The sequence below is a fragment of the Eisenbergiella massiliensis genome, from assembly GCF_003435485.1.
Map to the genome: position 1 here is coordinate 345,718 of NZ_QVLV01000004.1, position 25,070 is coordinate 370,787.

The following is a 25,070-nucleotide window of genomic DNA, read 5'->3' on the forward strand; positions in this document are numbered from 1 at the left end:
TAAAAAAAACCAAAAATCTTTCAGTTAAATATAAATTTTATTTATAAAAGTTATTGTGTATAAAGAAATGTAAGTTTTTGGCTAAAAAACATACGATATGCATGAAAAGGATGCAGTGATACAATACACCCATGAAATAAAAGAAAAACAATAAAGAAAAAGGGAGGAGACAGGCAGAGATGAATAAGGGACGATCGGTGAAAAGGGCCGTGAAGCGTTTCGGCAGACAGATAGAGCTGCAGGTATTTGCGCTGGCCGGAGTCTTGTATTTGCTGGTTTTTTCAGTAATACCCATGTTCGGGATCATTCTGGCGTTCAAGTCGTATAAGCTGACCTCGGGGGTCGGAGGGATATTTACCAGCGAATGGGTGGGATTGAAATATTTTAAGGAATTCTTTACAGATTACCGTTTTGGAGAGCTTCTGAGGAATACCATAGCAATCAGTACGCTGAAGATGGTGTTTGCATTTCCGGTTCCGATAATTCTGGCAATTTTGATATCTGAATGTCATAATAAATTCTTTAAGAAAACGGTGCAGACGGTAAGCTACCTGCCCAATTTTATATCCTGGGTGCTTGTATATGGTATCAGCAGTGCCCTGTTTGCGCAGAATAACGGAGTCCTGAACCAGCTTCTGGTAAATGCAGGTATCATATCCAAAGGGATTCCCCTTCTTACGGATCCGGATTATTTCTGGGGAATGACGGTGGTTCTTTCAATCTGGAAAAGCTCCGGCTGGTGGGCAATCATTTTTCTGGCGGCTATTTCGGGAATTGACAGTACGCTTTATGAAGCTGCCAGCATTGACGGGGCCGGAAGGCTGAAACGGATTTGGCATATTACCCTGCCGGGAATAAAGGGGGCGATTGTCACCGTCCTGATTTTATCCATTGGAAGCTTCCTGGGAGGCGGTATGGTGGGATCCAACTTTGAACAGTCATTTTTGATGGGGAATACGGTGAATAACGCTGCCTCTGAAATTATCCAGACCTATGCCTTTAAAATGGGAATGGCGCAGGGACGCTTCTCTTATGCAACAGCAGTAGATCTGATACAGTCACTTATTTCAATTATCCTGGTGATCATCAGCAATCAGGTAGCCAAAAAAGTATCAGGTGAAGGCCTGTTTTAGGAGGTGGGAGTATGAAGGGCAAAATAAATGAAGATAAAGTGGTAAATGTGATAGTATACATACTTCTTGCTTTTATCGGGATTGTTACATTATATCCTTTTTATTACACAATCATATGCTCCTTTAATGACGGGCTTGATTTAATGAAAGGCGGCGTTTACCTGTGGCCCAGAAAATTTACGCTGTCCAATTATGAACTGTTTATCGGAGATGAAGGATGGAGGCATGCTTTTTTTATCTCCGTGGCGAGGACGGTAGTGGGAACTGTATTATGTACGGGCTTTACCAGTATGTTCAGCTATGCGCTGTCGAGAAATAATCTGATGTTTAAAAAGGGGTACAGGTTCCTTGTCATATTCACCATGTATTTTTCCGGCGGACTGATTCCTTATTATGTGCTGCTCAGAAGTCTGGGGCTTCTGAATACCTTTTGGGTATATGTGGTTCCCGGGATGGTGAATACTTTTTTTGTCATGACAGGTATTAATTTTTTCGCATCCATTCCGGAATCTATGATTGAGGCGGCCAAGATTGACGGGGCAAGGGAAATTAAGGTGCTTACGAAGATCGTGCTCCCCGTTTCCAAACCCTTTCTGGCTACGCTGGCTTTGTTCGCCGCAGTGGGCCAGTGGAACAGCTGGCTGGACTCGGCGTACTATGTGAGGGATGCAAGTCTGCAGACGCTTTCCTTTAAAATGATGACCACAATTAACCAGACGCTGGCAACAGCGGCCAATGCAGATGTGGCCGGACAGATGTCACAGGCGAATACAGCTACGTCATTTACCGTACAGGCCACGGCTATGGCAGTATCAATGATTCCCATCATGTGTGTATATCCGTTTTTACAGAAATATTTTGTACAGGGTATGATGATTGGGGCGGTCAAGGAATAGACTGGTTAGTTTTTGAAATTTCATGGAGGAAAATTCTCTGCGCAGACAGAGTTTGTATTTTACTCCGTAAAACAAGATGGGTAGCATCCTGACCGGGTGTCAGGAAAATTAACCATAAATATATTGTAGCAGGAGGATGAGTGTATGAAATGTAAAAAAGTATTAGCAGTTCTGCTGACTGCTGCCATGACAATGTCTTTGGCGGCATGCGGCGGTTCACAGGAGACGCAAAACGAGGTGAGTACCACGGGGGGAGGGAAGGAAACCACAGCGGCCGAAGCATCGGTTCAGGAGACGGATGGCCGGGCGGATGCCGGAGATGTTCCCACATTAACCTTATTTGTGGACGAAACATGGTGGCCTTATGATAAGTGGGAAGGTGCGGTGCCCGAAGAATTTGAAAAGAGACTGGGGGTAAATATTGAAGTAACCAGGGCGGCAGATAACAATCAGCTGTCATTAATGGTGGCTTCCGGGGATATGCCTGATATTATCTGCTCCGGCCGGTATCAGTATCTTGCGGATTCCCAGGTATGCTATCCTTTGGATGAGCTTCATGAAACTTATCCTGAGGTTGCATTTGAAGTAGATCCGGTATATCAGTTTGTAAATAAGGCGGCTGATGACCATTATTATACCATTGGATGTGGTTTTTCCCCCAGCGGCGCTTATTCGGAATATGATAAAATTTTGACGGAAGGCCCTGGTTTCATGTACAGGACGGATATTGCAGAAGAACTGGGACTGGAATTCAAGACACTGGACGATTTGGATGCAGCGTTTGAAAAGGTGGCGCAGTCTTATCCCGATTATACGGTATGCTCTTTTAACTGCGCACATAAATTTAACTGGCTGATGCAGCAGATGGGAGTGAAAAACGGCGGCTTCTATGAAGCGGAGGACGGCAGCCTGAAATGGTGGCTTCGTCAGGATAAGCTGCTGGACTTTTATAAAAAGGTAAATGAGTGGTACAGAAAAGGTTATTTGAGTGCGGAAAATTTTGCATATCAGTCCGAAGACGAAACAAAGGAAATCTGTGTAGGCGGTAAGGTATTTGCTAATTTTGGATATGATAACCATGCAGATAATTACAATACGGCAATTGCCGCCAACGGAGATGATTTTACATTTTCTCTGGTTACCTCGGAACTGAGTGATGATTGTGTGGCCTATGATACCGGCTGTGGCGGCCGCGGTCTTTATATCACTCGTTCCTGCAAGGATGTGGAGGCTGCATATAAATTATTGGCCTATGCCTATGGCGAAGAAGGAATGAAGCTATTAATGTGGGGAATTGAAGGGGAAGACTATACTGTTGACAGTGAAGGTTATCCTGATTTTACATATGATTTTCAGGGGGACAACACAGTTCTTCAGCCCAGAGGTCTGAAATACTGGGGATGGCTGGTACACAATGCGATTGTAACCAGTATTGCGGAAGCAAACTCCGAATCACAGACAGCGCAGGACAGAAAAAATCTGACTGCATATGTCAAGAGGAATCCCGTTATCGGAATGATCCGGTTTGTAACAGATTCCGATGAGGCAAATATCAATGCCAAGCTGGATGAGATGGTAAAGAATCAGCAGACCAATATTTTTATGGCGGAAACCGAAGAGGCCTGTGAAGAAGCATTCCGGGAAATGGTTCAGCAGGCGGAGCAGATTGGTATGGACAGGCTGGAGGAGTTTGGCAATCAGAACTATCCGGAACTGAAGAAGCAGTATGATGAAATAATTGCAAAAGCAGAATAGTAAAAAGTATCAGGGAAGCAGAAACCAAGCTGCTTTCCTGATATTTTGGTCTTTAAGTATGATTATTGATGTTTTGCGCATTTACCCTGGTCACAATAAGGCCCTCAATAATTTCTTCCGCCCGCTTGTGTGGTGGATTCTTTTATCCAGCCATAGGCTTGTTTCACTTTTCGGGAAAAACAAGACTGTCGTTATCTTTCTCTATGAATGAATTGGTTTCCGCAATATATTTCATCCTTTTCCTGTATTGGTATGTCTGTTCAATGACTGCAGTTAATTGCATTTCGCAGGCGGCTAATACCTCTGTCATCCTATAAGATATACCGCAGCCAACGTCATTTCCGCACTGTCATCATCTGCATCAGCAAAAAGAGCCCTTTCAAATCTGAGCCCCTCATGCGCCAGGCATAGTTCAAGAAACAACAGGAAAATCCCCATATCAATCCTGTTATAATACGCCACCTTGGCGGCAGGCATAATTCCCCGCTTTCCCGGCTGCTTATACCGGTATACGGTCAGTTTGTTTTCCTCTGCCACAACCTTCCAGGGCTGCGTATTGCAGGCGCTTGGCGCAAATCTTACAATATTGCCAATTTCCTGATAGCAGTTTCCTTCCCATATCTGTTCCAGGGGTTTCCTTTTGCTCTTAAACATATCCTTCCGGAATTTGCTTTCCTCCACTCTGGCAATTGCTATCATAATAACAAAATCCAGCCCGTTGTAATTCCCGGCATCTGTTTTGCCGATCCCAAACCACAGGGCGCCGATGTTAAGAGAGGCCAGGTATAAATCAAGCTGCTCCCCGATATAACCGATATTGCGGAGATAATCCCCTTTCTTTTCACTGTAAAGCAGGATACAATACTCCTCTCCACGCTTACAGGACGTTTTCCCTGCGGGCACAATCTGGAAAGCTGTTTTTATACCTTCATCCAATGACTTAAAATTTTTAATATTTTCTTCGATATTTCTTAACTCTATATCCGATATGGTCTGTCTGTCCTTAAAAATATGAAACGACTTTCTTTTAAATATCATCTGATACCATAAATCATCCATCCTTTTACCCTCCTGAAACCAGAATAGTTTAATTTAAAATTATTTACAAGAACAATTATAAAAATTAATTATTGTATTTCAGCCTGAAATTGTTCAGATGATAATCGATCAGTCCATCCCGTTTCATATTAGACAACTCCCTGGAAAGTGCGCTGCGTTCAATATTCAGATATTCGGACATCGCATTCCGGTTGAGCGGAATTTGAAAGGAGGTACTTTTTTGTTCATGTGATATGCGCAATAGATAGGTCATAATTTTTTCGCGGACTGTGGACTTCAGAAGACAGTCAATACGCTCATGTAGAACAAGTCCCTTTTGGGCGACGATGGAAATGTAATTTCTCAACAGTCTGTCATGCTTTGGACATGCCTTTATACAAGGGGCAAGGACACGGTCATACGGGATCATCAGCACGGAAACATCGTCCTGCGCCTGTATGGAAACAGGGCTTTCCTTTTCCGGCTGTGCAGCCAGAAGTACACCGATTTCACTCCCCTTTTCAAGCAGGGTCAGTATAATTACCCGGCCTGAGGTGTCCCATTTTATGGAGCGGGCGTGCCCGGATAAAATAATGCCGAACTTGCGGACCCGGCTGCCTTCCTCCAAGATCATTTCACCGCTGGCATATTGGATGCGCCTAGCCTGAAGGCAGTTGAGAAGCTTCGCTATTTCTCCCGGCTCAATACCGGAAAATAAGTTCATCTGCGCTAAATCTTCCAAATATTCATTCACTGCTTTACCTCTTCCTTCTTCTTCATTTGTTGCAGGTGCAACAGGTGATTTGACTGAATTATAGTATAGTAATTACAAACAAACAAGGAAAAGGTGAAAAATATGGAACAGAAAAACAGAATATTCCGGATTACGCGTACGGCGGTTTTAATCGCTTTGCTGGTCGTATTGCAGGCGGCTTTGATGCCGTTGAACAATTCCCTGATTACCGGTTCAATCGTTAACCTGCTGCTTATCATTTCAGTAATGACCTGCGGCCTTTCATCGGGGCTGTGCGTTGCGGCAGTTTCACCGGTGATTGCACGGCTTTTCGGGATCGGGCCGCTTTGGAGTCTGATTCCGTTTATTGCGGCGGGAAATGCAGCGCTTGTGGTGCTTTGGCATTTCATAGGAAACCGCAGCATAGGCGGGAAAAAGTATAAAGCCCGTCTGGCTGCGCTGTTCACCGCTGCATTTGCCAAATTTCTGGTATTGTATGTGGGAATCGTACGCATTGCCATACCTGTATTTTTAGGCCTGCCGGAAAAACAGGCGGCGGTCATTTCAAATATGTTTTCAATTCCGCAGCTTATCACAGCTTTGACAGGCGGGACATTCGCGTTCTTCCTGATTCCGCGGTTAAAAAAAGCGATTGGGGGAGAAAAAGGATAAAAATGGACAATTTATTTACTTATTCCCTGTACGGCGTGACAGCTGTTTTGCTTGCAATATCTTATGTAAAAGACAGGAATAAAACCATGCTATCCCTCAAAAGAGCCTGGAAAATGTTTATCAATGTGCTGCCGCAATTTATTTCGATTCTCTTTCTGGCAGGGCTTTTGCTGGCGGCAGTTTCACCTGAAACAATTCAATACGTCATAGGCACACAAAGCGGCTTTCGCGGTATGCTGACCGCAGCGTTGCTTGGCGCGGTAACGCTGGTGCCTGTCTTGGTGGCCTTCCCTGTCGCCGCCAGGCTGTTGCAAAACGGTGCAGGGGTCACACAGACAGCGGTTTTTATTTCCACGCTCACCATGGTTGGGTTTGTGACTCTGCCGATGGAAATCAAATATCTGGGAAAAAAGGCCGCGGTGCTTCGTAATGCGCTTGCATTTTTATTTTCTTTTGCCGCAGCCTTTCTTATTGGAGTGCTGCTGACATGAAAAAACTTCTGAAAAAGAATTGGCTGCTCTCCGTGGTGGCCGTCATTAATATAATCATGCTGGTTTGGCAGCCGCAGAGAGAAATTTCCGTCCTGCGTTTCACCGGCAAAAACTTTTTGAACTTCCTGTTCATGCTCACTCCCATTTTTATCTGTATCGGACTGATGGACGTCTGGATCGAGAGGGATTCCATGGTAAAAATCATGGGAGTAAGGTCCGGCTTCAGAGGGGCGCTTACTGCGTTACTGTCAGGGATGGTGACGGCCGTTCCTCTGTATGCGCTTTTGCCTGTGGCAGGCGTTTTACTCAAAAAGGGAAGCAGGGTTTCTAATGTGATTCTGTTCCTGTGCGCCAGTTCAAGTATCCGTATACCGTTGCTGTTGTTCGAAATTTCCTCTTTTGGCTGGCGTTTTACCTTTGTGCGGTTTGGGCTGAATATCCTTGTGGTGGCCGCGATTGCTTTTATCACGGAAAAGCTGTTGACGGACGCAGATAAAAATGAAATTTTCAGAAAAAACGAGGAACTATGAAGCAAAACGAGTTCCTCTTTGCCTCTGCCGATTAACACCCCGCATATCATGCTCAGGAGGATGTAATAAATGTAATAAACCGCGATGGCCCCAAGCAGCGGAAGAGGCGTACAGCCATCTGGCAGCCAGCTTAAAACCGGCATAAACCGGATTGATTCCCAGACCCTGGCAAAGAGATACGGTTCTCCGGAAAGCCAGATCATTCTGACGCAGATGTAGTGCCGGATGTCCGCTAACTCTTTGTACGATCCCGATATGCAGAAGGCCGGTTTTACCGCGCCTCAGAAGTTACTGAATCCACGGGCATTTCATTGCGCCGGAAATTCCCTGTTTATTTGTTCTGAGCATCCTTGCGGTAGAGCTTGCTCAGGGTAAAGCCCCTTCCCCGCACTTCATTGATTTGGCTGACAATCATAAAAGCCTCCGGGTCCACCTCCAGAACCAGCTGGTTCACTTTAGGTAGATCACGGTTTGAGATCACGGCCAGCACCATATTCTGTTCCTGATGCAGAAAACCGGTTTCCATGTGAAGCAGCGAAGTTCCGCAGTCAATTTTTTCCGCCAGCAGCCGGTTGATGGCGTCGTGTTCACGGCTGACGATTTTGACCTGCATTCTAGCCCCGCCCAGCATCAGAACCTTGTCAAGCACCAGGGTGTAAACAGCGATCAAAAGGATACCGTACAGGATGGATCCTGCGTCGGAGGCGGACATCTGGAGCGCCAGGATAATGCAGTCACACAGATAAATGACAGCCGAAACATTGATATTTTTCTTCTTTTTCAGTATCAGCGCTGGAATATCCATCCCTCCCGTGGAGGCTCCCGCCCGCATAACCACACCGATTCCGGCGCCGATGAGAAGCCCGGCATAGAGGACCGCCACCAGCCGTTCCTCAGTCACAAAGCCCGTTATGCCGGCGCCCTCCAGCAGCCCTAAAAGGAGGGGATAGATTACGGTACTGAGCACCGTAGTCAGTGCAAACTGTTTTCCAAGCACCCACGCGCCGAGCAGGAACATAGTGATATTGAACACCGATACAAAGGCGCTGACGGGAATCCCGGCCGTCCGGTAAAAGAACAGCGCCAGTCCGGTAGTGCCTCCTGTAATCAGGTGGTTCGGCATGATAAAAAGTGTTACCGCCAGTGCGTACAGAAGGTTGCCGAAGATAATCATACCCAGCTTTTCCGCCGCATTCATCCATTTTTTCTGCATTTCATTACTCCTTTTTCACTCTACCACAGTAAAATTTCCAATAAAAAAACGGCAGGAAGCCTGCCGCCGGTCATGTCTGTTTATTTGTGGATTTTTGTGGGCCGCAGCCCTTTTTGTTTTCCTGTACATTTATATCTGTCCTTTTTTCCGGCCAAAGCAATGGTACAGCACTTTGATCCGAAGTTATGCTAACACCATTTCCTGCAGGTGTCAAGGGAAGGTTAACTTCCCCTGTTATTAACTTCCCCATAAAACCTTCGTCATAAAACCTGGCTGTGTGGATTATTGTATCCGGTGCATGATGGCTTACATTATAGAAAACAGTGCTGAGTGGAAAACCGCCCAGGGGGAGCCTGTCAGCAGTATTTTCAGGTGAGGACCGTTTTTAATAGGAATTGCCTGACATAGCTGCCTGATCAGAGCAGCTCCTTCAGCCGTTCCCCCTCCACATGGAGCAATCTTTCCTTATCCAGACGAAAATAGCCTTCCCGTTCCATCTGTTTTAGCTCCTGGTTCAGGGAAGAACGGTTGACATGGAGCATATTGGCGAAAATCCGCTGGGAGCGGGGCATATGAACCTCCTGCTCCTGTCTGGCTTCTATTTTCCGGACGCCCATGATCCAGTAAGCAATGCGCTCCCGGACGGTCTGGTAATTCAGGCAGTTTAAATACAGCTGGTTTTTCAGCCCCCGCTGGGAGACATAGCATAAAAGCGCGCTTACCAGTCCGGCATCCGCAGACAGCATTTCCTCCAGAAGAAAAATGGGAATCCACAGTACCTCCGCCCTTTTCTCCACGTACAGCAGGTAAGTATAATGCCGGTTGCCTGTAAGATACAGGAATTCCGGGAAAACATCCTCTTCCTCAAAATAGGCGTTGCACAGCTCCTCGCCGTCCCTGGAGTAGCTGACCGCTTTCAGTATTCCGGATACCACAATGCCGAAGTGGGTGATGGTATCTCCCTCCGACTGTACACATTCCCCGGCCCGGTAAGTTTTTTTTGCAAAATGGGTACGCAAATCCTCATATCGGCTGTCGCTGATGCAGAACTGGGCAAAAGAGGGCAGGTTCTCATTTTGTAGAAAGCTGATGTTATGCATATAATGTCCACCTTAAAAAAAGGCCATAAGAAAGAACTGCATGAGCAGCTCCTTCTTATAGCTTTATGAAACAGCGGATGTATGAAAACAGTATAATTATACGTATTTATCCAAAAAATCGCACAGATCGTCGTAATCCTTTTCCCCGTTGAAACGTACGGCCTCAGCGCCGTCCCTGTAGACGGCAACCACCGGGATTCCGCCGATATGGCAGGCCTGCGTCAGATCCGGATTGGCATCCACATCCACATAGCGCACCGCATATTTACCAGCATATTCTTCTTTCAGGGCCTCTTCAAGGACAGGGTGCAGCGCCTTGCAGTGAGTGCAGCGTTCGGCGCCGAACAGCACCAGCACCGGCATACCCTTTACCTTCAGCACATCCGTATCCCAGTTTGCATGGGTTACAGGAAGGAAGAAGTCCTTATCCACGGAAAATACCTTTTCCCGTTTTGTTACATCCTCTTCGTCGTCAGTAGCGACACACAGAGCCACATCTTCATAATACGGCAGCGTGCCGGGAACATCAACTACTTTTTTCGCTCCGAAGGCGCCTGCCCCGGGAACGCGGTAGGTGCTGTTGTCGATGCGGGGGATGGGGATCTCCTGTGGTTCCGGCTCCATAGGGACGTAGCTGTAGGGATAACGGTAGGCCCTGTAAATCATGTTGCTTTTGGGCCCTTTTGCATTGTGGCTGTAATAAGGGGAAATCCATTCCCAGACGATTTCATGCGCCGGCGTCACTTCTATGACACGGCCGTCAGAGCCTTCGTCAATCATGGTATTCCCGTTGGGAAGACGCTGGACGCTGCTCACATAAGGGCTGTAGAATTTACTGGCGTCCGTGGGGATTGCATGGCTCAGCTCCTTGGGGGTGAGCTTCCACACCACTTCCAGTGTTATCGGATCAAATTCCAGGACACGGCTGTAATCGCGCTGCGCATTTTTCGCGCCGAGGGCAGAGCCGGGATTGGGCATGCCGTAGCCGGCCCAGCCGCCGTTGTCGAATACCAGCAGGTTGCCTTCCCCGGGCAGGCCTTTGGGGATCATGTGAAAATGATGCTGGCCGATGATCCAGCCCAGCTTGCGGAGCTCCGGTGAGGCGTTGAAGTCCGGCCCGATTTTCCAAACCAGCTTTCCGCTGGCTTTGTCCAGGATCGCCAGGATGTTCGCTTCCCGGCAGTCGAAAATAATGTTGTCCGGATGGAAACGGCTGTCGCCCTGATCGTACCATTTATTCGGCCCAAGATAGCTTGCGCAGTTCACATGCAGATAATCGCCTACGCCGCCGTCCGAGGAGCGCATATTCGGATCACGGAAGAGTACATTTTTCGCTGCCTCGTCAAAACCCAGTTCCTCAAAATGATCGCTGATGGACCATTTCCAGAGGATATTCCCTTCCCAGTCCACTTCAATCATCATGTCATCCAGAAGTTTTTTGTCGGAAATCAGCGGATTGCGGATGGTCTGATGACATAAAATCAGGGTTTTCCCGCCCAGCGGATTGGCATCCATGCCGGGTACATAGTAGCCCACCGGGTTGCCCTCCCGCTGGTAATCGTGATGCTGCCTTGCCATCCAGCGGTGATCCCGGCCGGGATCATCAATTTCCTCCAGGTGGTCAAATTCCCAGACAATGTTGCCGTCATAGTCGATTTCCAGCAGATTTACACCGTCCTGCATGCCGTAATCCGGGTGACGGTAGCCGGAAAGCCCCATCACATAGCCGCCCGGCAGCATTTTCGCAGGCATGGCCTGCATATTCCAGCGGCGGATTTCGTTGCCGTTCATATCAAACAGCAGGACACCGTCATTAATCAGCGGAACCAGAGTATATCCGTTCCAGCATTTTTCAGGATCATAAACCGTGACCCCATGCGGAAAAACAAGTGGCTGACCCATTATAAATTCCTCCTGTCCATAGATTTTGCAGAAATTATCTGCATCTGTAAGTTATAGTTGTTTATTCCCGCTAGCAATGAGCCAAGTAGCCATGCTTGCATGGATATTTGGCGACTGCCGCGAGGGGCGCTATGTGCCAGTGGCACATGTTTGGCACCGGCCGAAGCGGAGCGTAGACCAAAGGCCCGGACGTTTTCATGGCATTGTCCGGCCGTCTTTATTAGCACTGTTCAGCCGCCTTTACCTCCAGCAGCTTTCCGTCCTGGTAAAATGCCACGGAAACAGTGGCCTTTACCTGAAGCTCCCGGTATAAAAGATCCTGTCTGGAAATATCCTGGCGGTAAAACTTCCATTCGCCGCCAAGCTTCTTTTCCAGTTCACCTACGCAGCTGATATCCTCGTTCCGGTAAGGGTTATAGAAGATAAATGCGGTTTTGGGTGAGCCGGGGGAGAGGATTTCATCCAGCTGGCCGCGTTCCTTCACATACCGCTCTGATGCGGTGGCAGCCACCGCGCCGTCTGCCGCCGAGGTCACCACCTGGCGCAGAAAGGTCTGGGTGCAGTCTCCGGCAGCATATAGTCCGGGAAGAGACGTTTCCATTTTTTCATTGACTTTCAGATAACCGGCTTTGTCGCACTCTGCAAGCTCTTTTACCAAATCCGTCTGCGGCACCATGCCTACGAAAAAGAACAGGCCGTCGGCCGGAACCTCGGAGACTTCTCCGGTTTCTACATTTTTCAGGACCAGCGCTTCCACGTGGTCCGAGCCTTTGATTTCCTGCACTGTGGTGCTCCAGACGAATTCAATCTTCGGATTTTTGTAAGCCCGCTGGGCTGAAACCTCATTGCAATCCAGATGGCCTTTTTCATGCAGTACGATAATTGTGACTTTGGAGGCGAAGCCTGTGAGGTAATCGGCTTCCTCCACCGCCTGGTCTCCGGCGCCCAGGACATAGATATTTTTTCCTTTGAAAAATTCCGCATCGCAGGTTGCGCAGTAGGCTACGCCGTGCCCGACGAATTCTTTTTCTCCGGGAATTCCCAGCTCCCGCGGCTTGGTTCCCAGCGCCAGTATCACGCTGCGGGCCGTAAAGCTGCCACGCCGTTTGGTATCCACGGTAAAAAGCCCCTTTTCCTTTCGGATGCCTGTCACTGTGGAGCGGCAGAATTCCACGGTGGGATAGCTCTGTGCATGCAGATGGAATTTTTCCATCAGCCCCTGGCCGCTGTCTGAAATGGTGCCCGGATAATTGCGGATTTCCCCGGTATCCTTAACGCGCCCGCCGTAGCCGCCTTTTTCCACCACAAGCGTATCCCGCTGGGAACGCCCGGCATATATAGCAGCCGCCAATCCTGCAGGACCGCCGCCGATAATAATTAAATCATATGTTTTTTCCATGATATATCCTTCCTTTCTGTATATAAGCTGGATATCATCCTTTATGTATATTCTAACAGCCGGGATAGAAATAACCTGTTGGATAGGCAACAGATTTTGTTTTCGCCGGAAATTAATTCCGCCGGTTTACGACAGCTTTCATTCCATCTATTTCCGACGCCTCATTTGCGTGTATACAATGATGTGTTACAATGAATATATCTAACGAAGGCAGAGAAGGGGATAAGAAAATGGAAAAGCTTGAGAAGTGTGATTATGGTAAAGTTGCCGGATTATTTGAGGGAACCAATCATGGAATCCCTTTGATTTATTCGGTGCTTGAAGGAAAGGGCGCGGGAAATCTTTATGTCGATTCGGTATCGGAGCCGCAAAATGCCTTAATATTGCCCCAGGGAGGTTTTTTCTATCTGGCGTCAAAAGACCACAGCAGGAATTTCCTTTTGCAGGTGAAAGAATTTATTTTTCAGGAACTGATGCCAGCTATGATGGAAAAAGAAATGGTTCTTTTTGCTCTGGATGAACAGACGGGAAAGATTTTGGATGAAATCATGGCAGACAGAGGTATTATTCGGATAAAGAGAACATTATTTGACTTCAATGAGAAGAGGTACCGCGAAATACAAAGAACGATAGTTCTCCCTGATGGTTATAAAGTATTGAGAATGGAAGATGCCCAACTAAGAGAATATGAAGCAGCAGGAAATCTGGGTGGGCACCTGTCTGACAGAATTGGATACAGAATAGTAAAAGGAGAAGAGATTATAAGCCAATGCATTTCAGTATTTATCGGCGGAGGGCAGGCGGAAACAGATATCTGTACCTGCGAGGGTTACCGCAGAAAAGGCTTTGCCATGGCCTGCGCCTCTGCATTTATTGATGAATGCCTTAGCAAAGGACTGATCCCGGTATGGTCATGCTGGCCATTCCGCACAGAATCCGCGGCGTTGGCCAGAAAGCTGGGATTTGAAGAAAAAGGGGCAGCGGATGCTCACTTCTGGGCTGAGAATATGTAATTTTATATTGCTGGTGATATCAAATATTAAAAATAGCGATTTAAAAAATGTAAAAAACATGGGGTGAGGGAAAATGACCGAAAAAGAAATTATAAAGTATATTGATGTCGGGGCAAACTTTTATGTAAGTATGTTTGGGCGCGCAGAGCATATGGAAGTGGTTGATAATGGTTTTTATACCTATGTAAAGCCTAAAGCCGGTGAATATGGGATAACATTTATCTATGACATCCGCATTGGGGAGCTTCCGGCCGAAAGACAAAAAATACTCATTGATGAGATAAAGTCACTCAATATGCCTGTTTGGCTTGATTTGCTCGCGGAGGATGAATTGTACCGTTTGGTTTATGGAAATGCCAAAGTACATGGCCAGACTGCTTTATCCGATGAGGATGAAGTTTATCTGGCCATGCTGCCTGAAGAAAAACCTCTTTACCATACAGGGAGCACTAAAATCGTACAAGTACAATCAGCCGGGGAATTTGCAGTATGGGCCAAAATCGCAAATGATATTCTTGCGGGTGGCAAACCGGATATGCACCCTGTTTATCACTATCCCTTGTGCGAAAAAGGCTTAATGCAGTGCTATGTGCTGTATGATGGAAATACACCTGTTTCTGTTGCCTCCATTATGAACAACGATGGCATTGCCTCACTTGAACTATGATGTTTATTTTGGGGCAGCAGCCAGACAGGCAAGAAATTCCGCCTCTGGCATGGGGCGCCCGTACAGAAAGCCCTGGGCATAGCGGCAGCCCAGTTTCCTTAAAAGTCCGGCCTGATCTTCGGTTTCCACACCCTCCGCAATCACCTGCAAATGAAGCTCCTTTGCCAAATCAATGACGAACTGCATGACCTTTTGTCTGCGGGGATCATTTTCGGCCTGGTACAGAAACAGGCGATCCAGCTTCATGACATCTATGGGAAGCTCCGAAAGCGTATTAAGGGAGGAATAGCCGCTTCCAAAATCATCCATTTCAATAATAAATTCCATTTCCTTCAGCCGCCTGATGGCATCAGGCAGCTGCCGGCTGTTCTGTACGTAGGCCGATTCCGTAATTTCCAGGTGCAGTTCCTCCGGTGAAAGACCATAAGCCGTTATCATGGAAGTGAGCGTTTCCGGGAGAGCTTCATGGTAAAGATCCGTCCTGGATACATTTACGGAAACCGGAATGCCTGTGATGCCTTTACTTTTCCAATCCCGGAGCATGCGGCACACTTTTTCCCATACAAATAAATCCACACTGTAGATGAAACTGTTCTTTTCAAAAACCGGAATAAAATCTGCAGGAGAAATCATTCCGAATTCGGGGTGTTTCCAGCGAATCAGGGCTTCCGCCCCGATGATGCGGGAGGTATCCACTGCTACCTTAGGCTGAAGATAGACAAGAAATTCCTCTCTTTGCAGGGATTCCACCATTGTATTTACGATTTTTTGCTCAAAAATCAGTTTTTCACGCATGGATCTGTCATAGGAAGCGAAGCGTTGGCCGAAGTTTCCTTTGATGCTGTTTGCAGCCAGCAGTGCCAGGTCACACATGCGGGCGACCGACAGCGCCTTTTCTTCCACATGGTATATTCCGATTTTAATCTGGATGCGCATCGGAAGAGGATAACCATCCAGAAAAAGAAGGATATTTTCATCCAGTTTTTTATAGGTGTCGGTATTGCGCGGCAGGATCGCAAAAAAAGTGTCTGCCCGGGCTCTTGTAATAAGTGTCAGGGCATCGGTCTGGATTGTCAGGAGACAGATCGCCAGATGGGAAAGCAGCCTGTCAGCGCTTTCCGTTCCGAACACCGCATTTACAATTTTGAAATGCTCAATATCCACCGCAATAATATCGAAAGCCGTCTCCGGATTTTGAGCCAGTACGCCGGCAGCTTTGTCATAGAATGCCTTTTCCGTGTACAGCCCGGTGAGCAAATCCCGTTCCAGTGTTTCAATAGTGTTCTGGGCCTTCCGGGATTCCTCCAGCAGGCCCTGCAGCCGTACGTTGTTTTTTGCTAAAGTCCGCTGGTAATTAATCAGGCGGCTGTTCAGCTTCTGAATTTCATAATATCCGGAGCCGTAGGGTTCCTGGCCGGAAAGCTCCGGCAGAGCCGCGGCGTTGAGAGACATTTCAACCAGCCTGGATATCTGTGACGGATCATCAATGTCATATGCCAGGACAAGCCTTTGCTGGTTCATAGCCATAACCGTAACAAATACGATTGGATTTCCTTCCATTTTCATTGTGGCCCGGCAGGATTGTCCGATCCCGGAGTCCTGCCGGAGAATAGAATCCAGTTCATTTTCCCCGGTAAAAAGCTCTCTGATATCACTGCCCTCATTGATAATGCCAAGAGGCGTGCTGTGTATGACTCTGTTTATTGTTCCGGTGCTGCCGCATAAAGCGATGTAAACGATCATAATGTATTATCCGCCCATTGTACGAGAGCTTTTGCGTCTTCTGTATATATATCAACGTTCCAGCTCTTCCATATTTTTGTATCTGTAAAAGCATTGCCGCCGACGGCAATTTTGGGCTTTGGGAATTTTTCCCGCAGCTGTTCCACGGCATTCCGGCAAAGCGGGAGATGCTGCGGCATTGTAACGGAGAGCGCGATGAGATCCGGCTGGTATTTCTCAGCGGCGGAAAGCAAGGTTTCCACCGGTACGGCTGCCCCCAGATAGATACTGTCCCAGCCGCTGTATTCGAATAAATCGGCAATCATCCGGGCGCCTATTTCATGAAGCTCGCTGCCCACACAGGCTATCAGCACGGTTTTCCCCTTTCGCGGCTGTCCGAAGATCAGAGGATAAAACTGGGAGAGAGCCATCTGCGTGACGGAAGTACAGTAATGCTCCATATCCACGGAAATCAGATGAAGATGCCACAGCTCGCCTACCCTTCGCATGGCCTCGGCCACGATATCCGAGCACACATCGTCCAGGGGGATTCCCTCCTTGACACAGCCGGTCACCAGCGCCAGCGCGCCTTCGGTATCCGACTGCAGCAGACAGTCAAGATAACGTGTGACCTCTTTCTCATATTTAACCGGAGCGGAGGAGGGAGCCGGAGGACCGGCGTCACATTCCTCTGCCGTCGCTTTTATTGCCCCGTTAAGCAGCCGGTGAAGCCGGTCATGCTTCTCATAAGACAGCGTTTTTGACATGCAGGTTCTGATAAGCTCATAATGTTCCGTCATGATATCACGCAGCGATTCACGGCTGCAGCCGGTCATCAGCGGTGTGAGCAGCTGGTAAAGCCATCTGGCATAGCGGGCATAAATTCCGTCGTCCTCCAGGCAGAGGGCGGTATAAAGAAAATCTATATTATACTTCACGTCCTGATACATTTTCTGCCTGGCACGATCAGTCAGCATATTGTTAAGCGTATGATTGGCAGCGAGCTGCCGCGTAAAGATTTCGTTGGTTAGTTTCAGGAAGTCCGCATCCTGCTCCATGAGAAGTAAACTCATATGGCACCGCCTTTCTGCCGCGGGAAGAAGCTTTTTCCTGCGTAAGTGTATCTTAAGTATAGCATGTGGAATGGAGTTAGTCGAGAAGTCTCTTTATATAACTTTATTGGCAGGATGCCGAGCTCCGGGAAGAATGGCTCAGGAAAACCGGTTACTCATATTATTTAAAAAAAATAATTGTGTGGCATACAATTATCCGGTTTTTGCAGGGCAGGGTTGATGCTATAATAATCGTAAATTGAAACCGGTTGTCTGGTTTATAAAAATAACCGGAAGGAATGATTTTTATATTATGGAGATCATGCGGAGAAACAGACGGGGTATGACAGTAAAAAAGAACCATTACGGAAATGGGTGGAAGAAGACCAGCAAAGAAAGGGCCGGAAAAAAGAAAAAAGGCGTAAAAGCTGCAGGCGCCTGCGGCCAGAGAAGGACGGGAGGCGGAAAATACGCAGGCAGCAGGCCATGGATACAGCCGGGCCGGCGGAGGCGCAGAAGGAAAAAAGCCGAAATGCGTTCCTGCATACCGCTTCTGACGGAGCCATTGTTTTTAGCCGCCGCTTTTTATCTGCTGTTCAGCCTGAACTTCATCCATACTTATCTGCCGAATACAATAATCCGCGGAATATCCGTATCAGGGTTGACGGCGGAGGAAGCAAAAGAGAAGATTGCGGCCCAAATGGGCAGTTACGAATTAGTGCTGGAAGAACGGGGCGGGAGAAAAGAAATCTTGCAGATTTGATGGAGCGTGATATTAAGTGTGGTAAGCTGTCCGCTAATACAAAGCTTCCGCCGCAGAGAGAGCTTGCGGATTATCTGGATTTGAATCTGAGCACAATCACCAAGGCTTATAAGCTTTGCGAGATGCGGGGGCTTATCCACGCCGTGACGGGAAAAGGGACCTTTGTAACTCCCTATGCCAATGTCCCCACCTCCACAGTGGAAAAGAATATGGCGCCGGGAATCGAACTGGCCGTCATACATCCGTTTTATGAATCCAATGAAGCAATCAGGGATCTTACAATAGATATCCTGAAAAAACCTTTTTCAGAGCAGCTTTTTGAATATTCACACCCCCTGGGTGACAGAGGGCAGATTCTGACTGCGGCCAGATGGCTTCAGCGGTTCGGGCTGGATGCGCCGGAACATTGCATCTATGTAAGCGGCCTGTCCAAACCGCTCTGTCCGGGTCTGCGGATTGCTTATCTATATCTGCCGGATAAATATGTGAATCCCATGGAACAGGGGATTTTCAGCCAGAATCTGAAAATTTCCTCCCTGAACATGGAAATTGCAGCCGAGATTATCCGAAGCGGCCTGGCCTGGAAAATAATCCAGAAAAAAAGAAACGCCGCCTTTGCCCGCAATGAAATTTATGCTTCCTGTTTTCCGGAAAGCAGCCTGCGAAAAGAGTCCTATTACCAGTGGCTGGAGCTGCCGGACAATCTTTCCGGAAGGTTGTGTGAGGCGGAGCTTTCCTGCCGGGGAGTAAGCGTCTTTGGCGCGGAGCGTTTTACCGTGGGCAACCAGGGAAAGACAAATGCGGTCAGAATCGCTACCTGCTCCGCAGAGAATGAGGAGCAGCTGCGCAAAGGGCTGGAAATACTGCTAAATTTCATCCGGCAGCAGGAGGACAGGGAGCCGCTGTTCATTGTGTGAAAACGGTGGCTGTTCCGACCAAAAGGCAGAATCAGTCTAATAAATACCATCTGCCGGAAAAAGCCGAAAGGGTAAACTCCGCCGTTTTTTTACGGAAGAGCAGTTCTTTTTCAGGGTAGTCACAGGTTCCGCCGAACTGTGTCATGTCGCTTGCAATCAGCAGCCGGAAGGTACGGATTCTGTCACAGGTGAATGTGTAGCTGCGGGTCATATCGGAAAAATTGAAAATGGCGAGAATCGTCTGGCTGCCGCTGATTCTCTCAAATACATAAATACATGCTTCTTCCTGGTGACAGTCGATCCATTGGAACCCTTCCCTGGAGCTGTCCAGTTCCCATAAGGCGGGGCAGGTGAGGTAGCAGTGGTTCAGTTCCCGGAGAAAGCGGTGAAAGGCTTTATGTAGCGGATAATCCTCCAGTTCCCAGTCCTGTTCCCTTTTCTCATCCCATTCCCTCAACTGTCCCAGTTCATTTCCCATGAAGCTTAATTTGATGCCGGGATGGGCGTACATATAAAGGTAAAGAGCTCTGGCCTGCGGAAATTTATCCTCATAACCACCGTTCATTTTCTGTACAATGGAAGCCTTTCCATGCACCACCTCATCGTGGGAGAGTGGGAGCAGATAATGTTCATTATAAAAATAGTGCATGGAAAAGGTGAGCTTATGGTAAAGCTGTGTCCTCTGGGAAGGAGCTGCCTGAAAGTAGGAGAGCGTGTCATTCATCCATCCCAAATCCCATTTATAATCAAAACCAAGGCCGTTTTGCGATACGGGTGCGGTAACACCGGGATAAGCAGTGGAATCTTCGGCAATCAACAGCGCATGAGGAAATCTTTTCTTTAGCCCCTGGTTCAGGTTTTGCAGAAACCGGATTGCAGATTTGTTTTCCCCGCGCTCCGGACGGCCCTGCCAGTAAATCAGGTTGGATACGGCATCCATACGCAGACCGTCAAAATGAAATTCCCTGAGCCAGTAACAGGCGGCCGACTGGAGAAAGCTGCAGACCTCCCCGCGGGAGTGCATGAAATTACAGCTTCCCCACTCATTTACGCCCACATCGGCGCTGGGATATTCATAAAGGGAGGTGCCGTCATATTTCCAGAGCGCATAGTCATTTACGGCAAAATGGACCGGTACGAAATCCAGAATCACACCAATCCCGTTTTGGTGGCATTGGCTGATAAAAGCCTTCAGGCCGTCCGGTGTCCCGTAGCGGGAGGTAGGGCTGAAAAATCCGGTTTCCTGATAGCCCCAGGATTCATCACAGGGATGCTCCGCAAGAGGCATGATTTCCAGATAGTTATAACCATTTTCTTTCAGATAAGGAATGAGCAGAGCGGCCAGCTCCTGATAGGAATACCAGCCATCCGGGGCATCGGTTTTCTTTTTCCAGGAACCAAAATGCAGTTCATAAATATTTATAGGCTTATTGTAGGAGGCGCTCCTGCTTCGGTTCCATTTTTCATCGTGAAAATGATAGTCGGAAAGTCCACATATGACAGATGCCGTACCCGGCCTTACTTCGGAATAAAATGCATAGGGATCGGCATGATCCAGAAAAGAACCGTCTTTTTTGTAGATCCGGTATTTATAACGCATGCCCGGGGCTGCGTTGGGGATCATGCATTCCCAGAAATTACCGTCATAAATCTTTCCCATTCCGGTGTCCGTCCAGCCGTTAAAGTCCCCGATTATGCTGACATGCTGTGCTGCCGGAGCGAAGGTACAAAAGGTTACCCCTGAATCAGAGGGGTGCGCTCCCAGAAACCGATAGCTGTCGAAGTCCTGTCCCGTATAAAAATCATAAAATTCCATGGCTGCTCCTGTCTGCGCCAGAAGGCGCGCGTCTTAATAAAATTTCATATAAATCCTGCAGGATGAGAATAAAAAATACAAAGATAATAGACACGAGTTGGATTTCCAACTATAATTGATTATATATTTTTTGATAAAGAAGTACTACCAACGAACCTGAGGAAAGATTGGATATCCAACGGTTTGGGAAAAGTGTCGGGGGAAAACGGACAATGGATATCAGAATAGAAAAGACGAAAAGAAGTATAAAAAATGCTTTTATAGAACTGCGCTCCAGGAAGTCTCTGGAAAGGATAACAGTGAAGGAGGTATGCGAAAAAGCGGAAATCAACAAATCTACCTTTTACTCCCACTATCAGGACATTTATGATCTGTCGGATAAGCTGGAAACAGAGGTGGTGGAATCCATTATCGGCTCGCTCAACCATCCGGAAAACCTGCTGAAGAATCCGGAGGAATTTACGAAGGAGCTGTACCTTGGCTATGCGGCAAAAAATGCTCTCATATGTATTCTTTTTTCAGACAGCCGCAGCGGTATCCTTGTGCAGAAGCTGGAAAAAACACTGAAGGAGCTTGTTTTTTCCGTATGTCCCGAATACCGGGAGGACCCGAAGGAGAATGTAAAGCTGACCTACAATATTTACGGTGGGTATTATGCTTATTTTGAAAACAGGGAATATGGGGATGAGCTGGTAATAAGCACGATTGGAAGGCTCTCGGGGAATATGGATATCTGACCGTTATTTAATAAAAGAGGCAGGGCCTGCGGAAAAAACGTATTTTTGGCCCTGCCTCTTACATATAAATGACGATTGAAAATTATCCGCTTTCTGTGCCGTGTATGAATTCCTGAGATTAATCAGCCAGAATTTCATGCACCTGACGCATTGTGACTGCACAGGCCGCGGCAATGTCTGACTCTGACAGGCCTTCCCCGGCCAAGCGCAATACACGCTTTGTCAGACGAATCCCCTGTGAAATCCCCTGTGTCTTGCCCTTTGCAATGCCCTGGGCTTTTCCCCTGGAAAATCCCTGTTTGATTCCCTTTTTTAATCCTTTTTCCAGTGCCTTTTCTTCAATGGCTTCACTTAAATTACACATCTGCTTCAGCTCCTTTTCTAATTCCTGTTCCATTGCCAGGCCATAATTTTCTGCCAGAATCCTTTCTTTTTGTGCTGCATCCATATCCGGAGACAGCAGGGTATTCAGAAAGCCATGCAGCTTTCCGGAATTTCCGGCAGGCGCCTTTTCATTCAGGCAGATAACAATTACCGACAGCTTGTCATAGCTTGCCTTCCGTTCGGGAATCCTTCCGATAAGATCCCTTTTGGAAATCCGGTATTCAGACATGGCATTTCCGATATGATTCGGTGCGTTCATACATATCCAGATACTGTATACTTTTTTCAGCGAATCATAATCGGAATCCTTGAATTCCCTGTCCAGCTGTTCCGACAGCATTCTTGCGCCATAGAAAATCCCTCTGGTCACAATCCGGTATTTCTGATAAAATTTCTTCTGTGCTTCCACATTGAGCAAAAGCTTAACCATGGTAATATTTTTGTGTCCGGGAAGCATGGCACAAAATCGGATATCAAATGTGATGCGACCCTCACCGGGAACCACGCTTTCCGTATTGTTCCCTGTAATTAAAAGCTCATTTCCTTTCTTCCCTCCGGGCTTTAAGGGCACCCTGGCGACCTCAATTCCTGGTTCAATCCATTCCGCAATTTCCTCAACATCGAAGTCTGCGTATTCGGCGGCAGCACCCTGCAGGATACGGGCCAGAACCTGTCTGTTGCTCAGGATTCTCTTTACATGTTCATCATACTGCACTTTGATACCGGCTGCGTCAAGTTCTTCTGCGATCAGCGTCTTTTTCTTCATTGTACCTCCTTTTGGCGGCAGGAGTGCAGATCGTATATGAAAAAATTGACGCCTGCGGTTCCTGCCGTTAAATAAAATGTGATTTTGCGGCAGAAACTGCCAGAATGTGCGAATGCACAGAAATATAGTAAGACTACTTTGATGATACTTTATGTCTGATAAAAAGTCAATTAATAAATATTATTTTTCTTTCGTTTTTTCCACTTTTTTCCCGGAAAATATTTCGCTTAATGCGAGAAACTGTGATATAATAATTCCGGCAGCGGATAGCAGGAGCGGAAGTAAAGAGATAAATATATCCGCAGAGGAACAGCCGGTTTATCCGGCTTATAATACCAAGGAGGAAAAAAGAATGCAGATAAGTAAAGATATGTTAATCGGTCAGTTGGTCAATATGGACGAATTAATTCCCCAGATGCTGATGCGCGCGGGAATGCACTGTCTGGGATGCCCGTCTGCCCAGGGGGAAAGCCTGGAGGAAGCATGCATGGTACATGGAATTGACTGTGACGGGCTTGTAAGCCAGATGAATGAAATCCTGGCCACCAGATAATACAGTAATAGTAATATAAAATAAAGGAGCAGCAATGCGGATGCCGGACGGTATATCCCCCGGAGCATCGGTATTGCTGCTTTTTTATTACCGTCAGGAAGCTTTATTCGGCTGAAAAGTCTCTCGCAAATTTTATAAAGTTTTATAAATAAAGTATTTTTTGTATTGAAAATAATACGGGCGTATGTTATAGTACATATAGAACAAATAATGCAGAGTATAATATAAATTTATGAAAGCAACTGTCCGGACCTCACCGTTGTGTGAGGTATTTTGCAGGCCGGGGATGAAGCAGGCGGCATACATAGTTTATGTAATGCACCGGCTGTAATGCCTGACAGGCCGGAACCAAAAGCGGCGGACAGCCGCGCCTGAGAAAAGAATGAAGGTGAATAGAATGGCAGCAAAAAGAGATTATTATGAAATTCTCGGAATAGAAAAGGGAGCGGATGAAAACGCGATTAAAAAGGCTTACCGTAAGCTTGCGAAGAAGTACCATCCGGATGAAAATGCCGGCAATACCCATGCCGAGCAGCGGTTTAAAGAGATAACCGAGGCTTATTCCGTATTAAGTGATCCGGAGAAGAAAAAACTGTATGATCAGTTCGGGCATGCCGCATTTGACGGTTCAGCGCCCGGCCCGGATGCATTTACGGGACAGCAGAACGGCGGATATCGGGAATATCATTTTGAACAGGGAAATATGGACGATATCTTCGGAGATATTTTCGGGGATTTGTTCCACAGTAAAGGCGGTAAAAAAGGCGGTTCCCGCAGCAGCCGCTTTTCAGGAGGCTTTCATAACGGAAGCCATGGCTATGGCGGATTTGAGGACAGTTTTTACGGAGGAGGTTTTTCGCAGGATAGCTTCCGCGGCAGGGGCCGGGATCTCCAGGCGGAGGTAGAGGTCAGCTTTGACGAAGCGGCCTTCGGCTGCGATAAGCTTATCAGTCTGCAGAATGCGGATGGCATGGGCGGACCGGCGCAGTCCCTGCAGGTCCATATCCCTGCAGGGATTGAAAACGGCAAAAAGGTAAGAATCCGCGGGAAAGGAATGCCGGGATACGGCGGCGAGGCGGGAGATTTGCTGCTTAAGGTCAAGGTGGGTGAAAAACAGGGCTTTGAGCGGAAAGGAATGGATGTGTATTCCACCATTACCATTCCGTTTACCACGGCCGTATTTGGCGGAGAGGCTCCCGTACAGACGCTTTCCGGTAAAATTATGTGCAGAATCAGGGAAGGAATCCAGCCGGGAACTAAAATCCGGCTGAAGGGAAAAGGAATCGTTTCCATGAAAAACCCCGGTGTATATGGGGATCATTATGTCACAGTGCAGATTCAGGTTCCGCAGGATCTCAGCCCGGAAGCGAAGCAGAAGCTGAAGGAATTTGAAGAGCTCCTCAATAAGGATCGGCGGGGAGGGAAAAAGAAGGGCGCGGCATAGGCGGGAAGCAGATTCCGTTATGACGAATCCACGGTAACAGCCCGGACATCCGGACTGTGGCAGGCTTCCGGCTGATGGTATCGCTGTGCGGCATCCTGCCTGCCCATAGTGTATATTTGTGCGGCCTGCGCAGTATATGCGCAGGCCGGCAGAAGAGTAAACGGCAGAAAAGTAGGAAAAAGTAAAATAAAAAACTTGACAAATGCCCAAAGGCATTTTATAGTCAAAATATAGTATGTAACTCTTACGAGGCATTCACTATACATGACACTTAGGATGGTTATGTGTATTGATGCCCTTTTTTTATTTCTGCGGCAAATCCACTGCAATTCAGCGCATAAATACCATGCATCCGGACAAAAACAGAACAGGGA

The 25,070-nt window shown here is 47.4% G+C and carries 23 protein-coding genes; 13 read left to right on the forward strand and 10 right to left on the reverse strand.

What is annotated here, in order from left to right; translation table 11 throughout:
• Nucleotides 1–179 precede the first annotated feature (179 nt).
• From DXC51_RS08440 to DXC51_RS08450, 3 genes are all read left to right on the forward strand, one after another.
• Complete coding sequence (locus tag DXC51_RS08440; RefSeq protein WP_025489368.1) at nucleotides 180–1,133, forward strand: ABC transporter permease; 954 nt, start codon at nucleotides 180–182, stop codon at nucleotides 1,131–1,133.
• Nucleotides 1,134–1,144: 11 nt separating this feature from the next.
• Nucleotides 1,145–2,029, forward strand: coding sequence for a carbohydrate ABC transporter permease (locus DXC51_RS08445; protein WP_021637151.1), 885 nt, complete (start codon nucleotides 1,145–1,147; stop codon nucleotides 2,027–2,029).
• Between the two features lie 144 nt (nucleotides 2,030–2,173).
• Nucleotides 2,174–3,784 (forward strand): extracellular solute-binding protein, encoded by a 1,611-nt coding sequence (locus DXC51_RS08450; protein WP_117531571.1) that lies wholly within the window; start codon nucleotides 2,174–2,176, stop codon nucleotides 3,782–3,784.
• A 306-nt stretch (nucleotides 3,785–4,090) separates the two neighbouring features.
• Here the strand turns inward: DXC51_RS08450 and DXC51_RS08455 are convergent, their stop codons facing one another.
• Nucleotides 4,091–4,843 (reverse strand): nitroreductase family protein, encoded by a 753-nt coding sequence (locus tag DXC51_RS08455; RefSeq protein ID WP_025489370.1) that lies wholly within the window; start codon nucleotides 4,841–4,843, stop codon nucleotides 4,091–4,093.
• 64 nt (nucleotides 4,844–4,907) lie between these two features.
• A complete protein-coding gene (locus DXC51_RS08460) occupies nucleotides 4,908–5,576 on the reverse strand; it encodes a Crp/Fnr family transcriptional regulator (RefSeq protein ID WP_025489371.1) in 669 nt (222 codons plus the stop codon).
• A 102-nt stretch (nucleotides 5,577–5,678) separates the two neighbouring features.
• On the opposite strand from DXC51_RS08460, the gene DXC51_RS08465 reads away from it, so the two are divergent.
• From DXC51_RS08465 to DXC51_RS08475, 3 genes are all read left to right on the forward strand, one after another.
• Nucleotides 5,679–6,227 (forward strand): ECF transporter S component, encoded by a 549-nt coding sequence (locus DXC51_RS08465; RefSeq protein WP_025489372.1) that lies wholly within the window; start codon nucleotides 5,679–5,681, stop codon nucleotides 6,225–6,227.
• A 113-nt stretch (nucleotides 6,228–6,340) separates the two neighbouring features.
• Nucleotides 6,341–6,718, forward strand: a complete 378-nt coding sequence (locus DXC51_RS08470; protein WP_330413819.1) for a permease — start codon at nucleotides 6,341–6,343, stop codon at nucleotides 6,716–6,718.
• Nucleotides 6,715–7,248, forward strand: a complete 534-nt coding sequence (locus DXC51_RS08475; RefSeq protein ID WP_025489375.1) for a permease — start codon at nucleotides 6,715–6,717, stop codon at nucleotides 7,246–7,248. The genes DXC51_RS08470 and DXC51_RS08475 overlap by 4 nt, the downstream gene beginning before the upstream one ends.
• 331 nt (nucleotides 7,249–7,579) lie before the next feature.
• Here DXC51_RS08475 and DXC51_RS08480 read toward each other — a convergent pair whose 3' ends face one another.
• The 4 genes from DXC51_RS08480 to DXC51_RS08495 form a co-directional block, all read right to left on the reverse strand.
• Nucleotides 7,580–8,461, reverse strand: coding sequence for a YitT family protein (locus DXC51_RS08480; RefSeq protein ID WP_117531567.1), 882 nt, complete (start codon nucleotides 8,459–8,461; stop codon nucleotides 7,580–7,582).
• A 416-nt stretch (nucleotides 8,462–8,877) separates the two neighbouring features.
• Nucleotides 8,878–9,561 carry a Crp/Fnr family transcriptional regulator gene (locus tag DXC51_RS08485; protein ID WP_117531565.1) on the reverse strand — a complete coding sequence of 228 codons (684 nt, stop codon included), beginning with the start codon at nucleotides 9,559–9,561 and terminating at the stop codon, nucleotides 8,878–8,880.
• A gap of 96 nt (nucleotides 9,562–9,657) precedes the next feature.
• Nucleotides 9,658–11,463 carry an aryl-sulfate sulfotransferase gene (locus DXC51_RS08490; RefSeq protein WP_025489377.1) on the reverse strand — a complete coding sequence of 602 codons (1,806 nt, stop codon included), beginning with the start codon at nucleotides 11,461–11,463 and terminating at the stop codon, nucleotides 9,658–9,660.
• 220 nt (nucleotides 11,464–11,683) lie between these two features.
• Nucleotides 11,684–12,862 (reverse strand): NAD(P)/FAD-dependent oxidoreductase, encoded by a 1,179-nt coding sequence (locus tag DXC51_RS08495; protein ID WP_025489379.1) that lies wholly within the window; start codon nucleotides 12,860–12,862, stop codon nucleotides 11,684–11,686.
• 230 nt (nucleotides 12,863–13,092) lie between these two features.
• On the opposite strand from DXC51_RS08495, the gene DXC51_RS08500 reads away from it, so the two are divergent.
• Both DXC51_RS08500 and DXC51_RS08505 read left to right on the forward strand, forming a co-directional pair.
• Nucleotides 13,093–13,875, forward strand: coding sequence for a GNAT family N-acetyltransferase (locus DXC51_RS08500; RefSeq protein ID WP_025489380.1), 783 nt, complete (start codon nucleotides 13,093–13,095; stop codon nucleotides 13,873–13,875).
• Nucleotides 13,876–13,948: 73 nt separating this feature from the next.
• On the forward strand, nucleotides 13,949–14,542 hold the full coding sequence (locus DXC51_RS08505) for a hypothetical protein (RefSeq protein ID WP_025489381.1): 594 nt from the start codon (nucleotides 13,949–13,951) through the stop codon (nucleotides 14,540–14,542).
• Nucleotides 14,543–14,545: 3 nt separating this feature from the next.
• Here the strand turns inward: DXC51_RS08505 and DXC51_RS08510 are convergent, their stop codons facing one another.
• Together DXC51_RS08510 and DXC51_RS08515 are read right to left on the reverse strand one after the other, a co-directional pair.
• Nucleotides 14,546–16,285 (reverse strand): putative bifunctional diguanylate cyclase/phosphodiesterase, encoded by a 1,740-nt coding sequence (locus DXC51_RS08510; RefSeq protein ID WP_025489382.1) that lies wholly within the window; start codon nucleotides 16,283–16,285, stop codon nucleotides 14,546–14,548.
• A complete protein-coding gene (locus DXC51_RS08515; RefSeq protein ID WP_021637133.1) occupies nucleotides 16,282–17,337 on the reverse strand; it encodes a cobalamin B12-binding domain-containing protein in 1,056 nt (351 codons plus the stop codon). The genes DXC51_RS08510 and DXC51_RS08515 overlap by 4 nt, the downstream gene beginning before the upstream one ends.
• Nucleotides 17,338–17,659: 322 nt before the next feature.
• Here DXC51_RS08515 and DXC51_RS08520 point away from each other — a divergent pair, with 322 nt between their 5' ends.
• Together DXC51_RS08520 and DXC51_RS08525 are read left to right on the forward strand one after the other, a co-directional pair.
• A complete protein-coding gene (locus DXC51_RS08520; protein WP_147331914.1) occupies nucleotides 17,660–18,079 on the forward strand; it encodes a hypothetical protein in 420 nt (139 codons plus the stop codon).
• Nucleotides 18,079–18,996, forward strand: coding sequence for a GntR family transcriptional regulator (locus tag DXC51_RS08525; protein WP_117531563.1), 918 nt, complete (start codon nucleotides 18,079–18,081; stop codon nucleotides 18,994–18,996). The genes DXC51_RS08520 and DXC51_RS08525 overlap by 1 nt, the downstream gene beginning before the upstream one ends.
• A gap of 31 nt (nucleotides 18,997–19,027) precedes the next feature.
• Here the strand turns inward: DXC51_RS08525 and glgB are convergent, their stop codons facing one another.
• Nucleotides 19,028–20,812, reverse strand: a complete 1,785-nt coding sequence (gene glgB, locus DXC51_RS08530) for a 1,4-alpha-glucan branching protein GlgB (RefSeq protein WP_117531561.1) — start codon at nucleotides 20,810–20,812, stop codon at nucleotides 19,028–19,030.
• Between the two features lie 212 nt (nucleotides 20,813–21,024).
• Here glgB and DXC51_RS08535 point away from each other — a divergent pair, with 212 nt between their 5' ends.
• A complete protein-coding gene (locus DXC51_RS08535) occupies nucleotides 21,025–21,549 on the forward strand; it encodes a TetR/AcrR family transcriptional regulator (protein WP_102289241.1) in 525 nt (174 codons plus the stop codon).
• Nucleotides 21,550–21,667: 118 nt separating this feature from the next.
• Here DXC51_RS08535 and DXC51_RS08540 read toward each other — a convergent pair whose 3' ends face one another.
• On the reverse strand, nucleotides 21,668–22,699 hold the full coding sequence (locus DXC51_RS08540; RefSeq protein WP_117544276.1) for a hypothetical protein: 1,032 nt from the start codon (nucleotides 22,697–22,699) through the stop codon (nucleotides 21,668–21,670).
• Between the two features lie 352 nt (nucleotides 22,700–23,051).
• On the opposite strand from DXC51_RS08540, the gene DXC51_RS08545 reads away from it, so the two are divergent.
• A complete protein-coding gene (locus tag DXC51_RS08545) occupies nucleotides 23,052–23,252 on the forward strand; it encodes a DUF1858 domain-containing protein (protein ID WP_025489386.1) in 201 nt (66 codons plus the stop codon).
• Nucleotides 23,253–23,649: 397 nt separating this feature from the next.
• A complete protein-coding gene (locus tag DXC51_RS08550) occupies nucleotides 23,650–24,696 on the forward strand; it encodes a DnaJ C-terminal domain-containing protein (protein ID WP_117544277.1) in 1,047 nt (348 codons plus the stop codon).
• The last annotated feature ends 374 nt before the right edge of the window (nucleotides 24,697–25,070 follow it).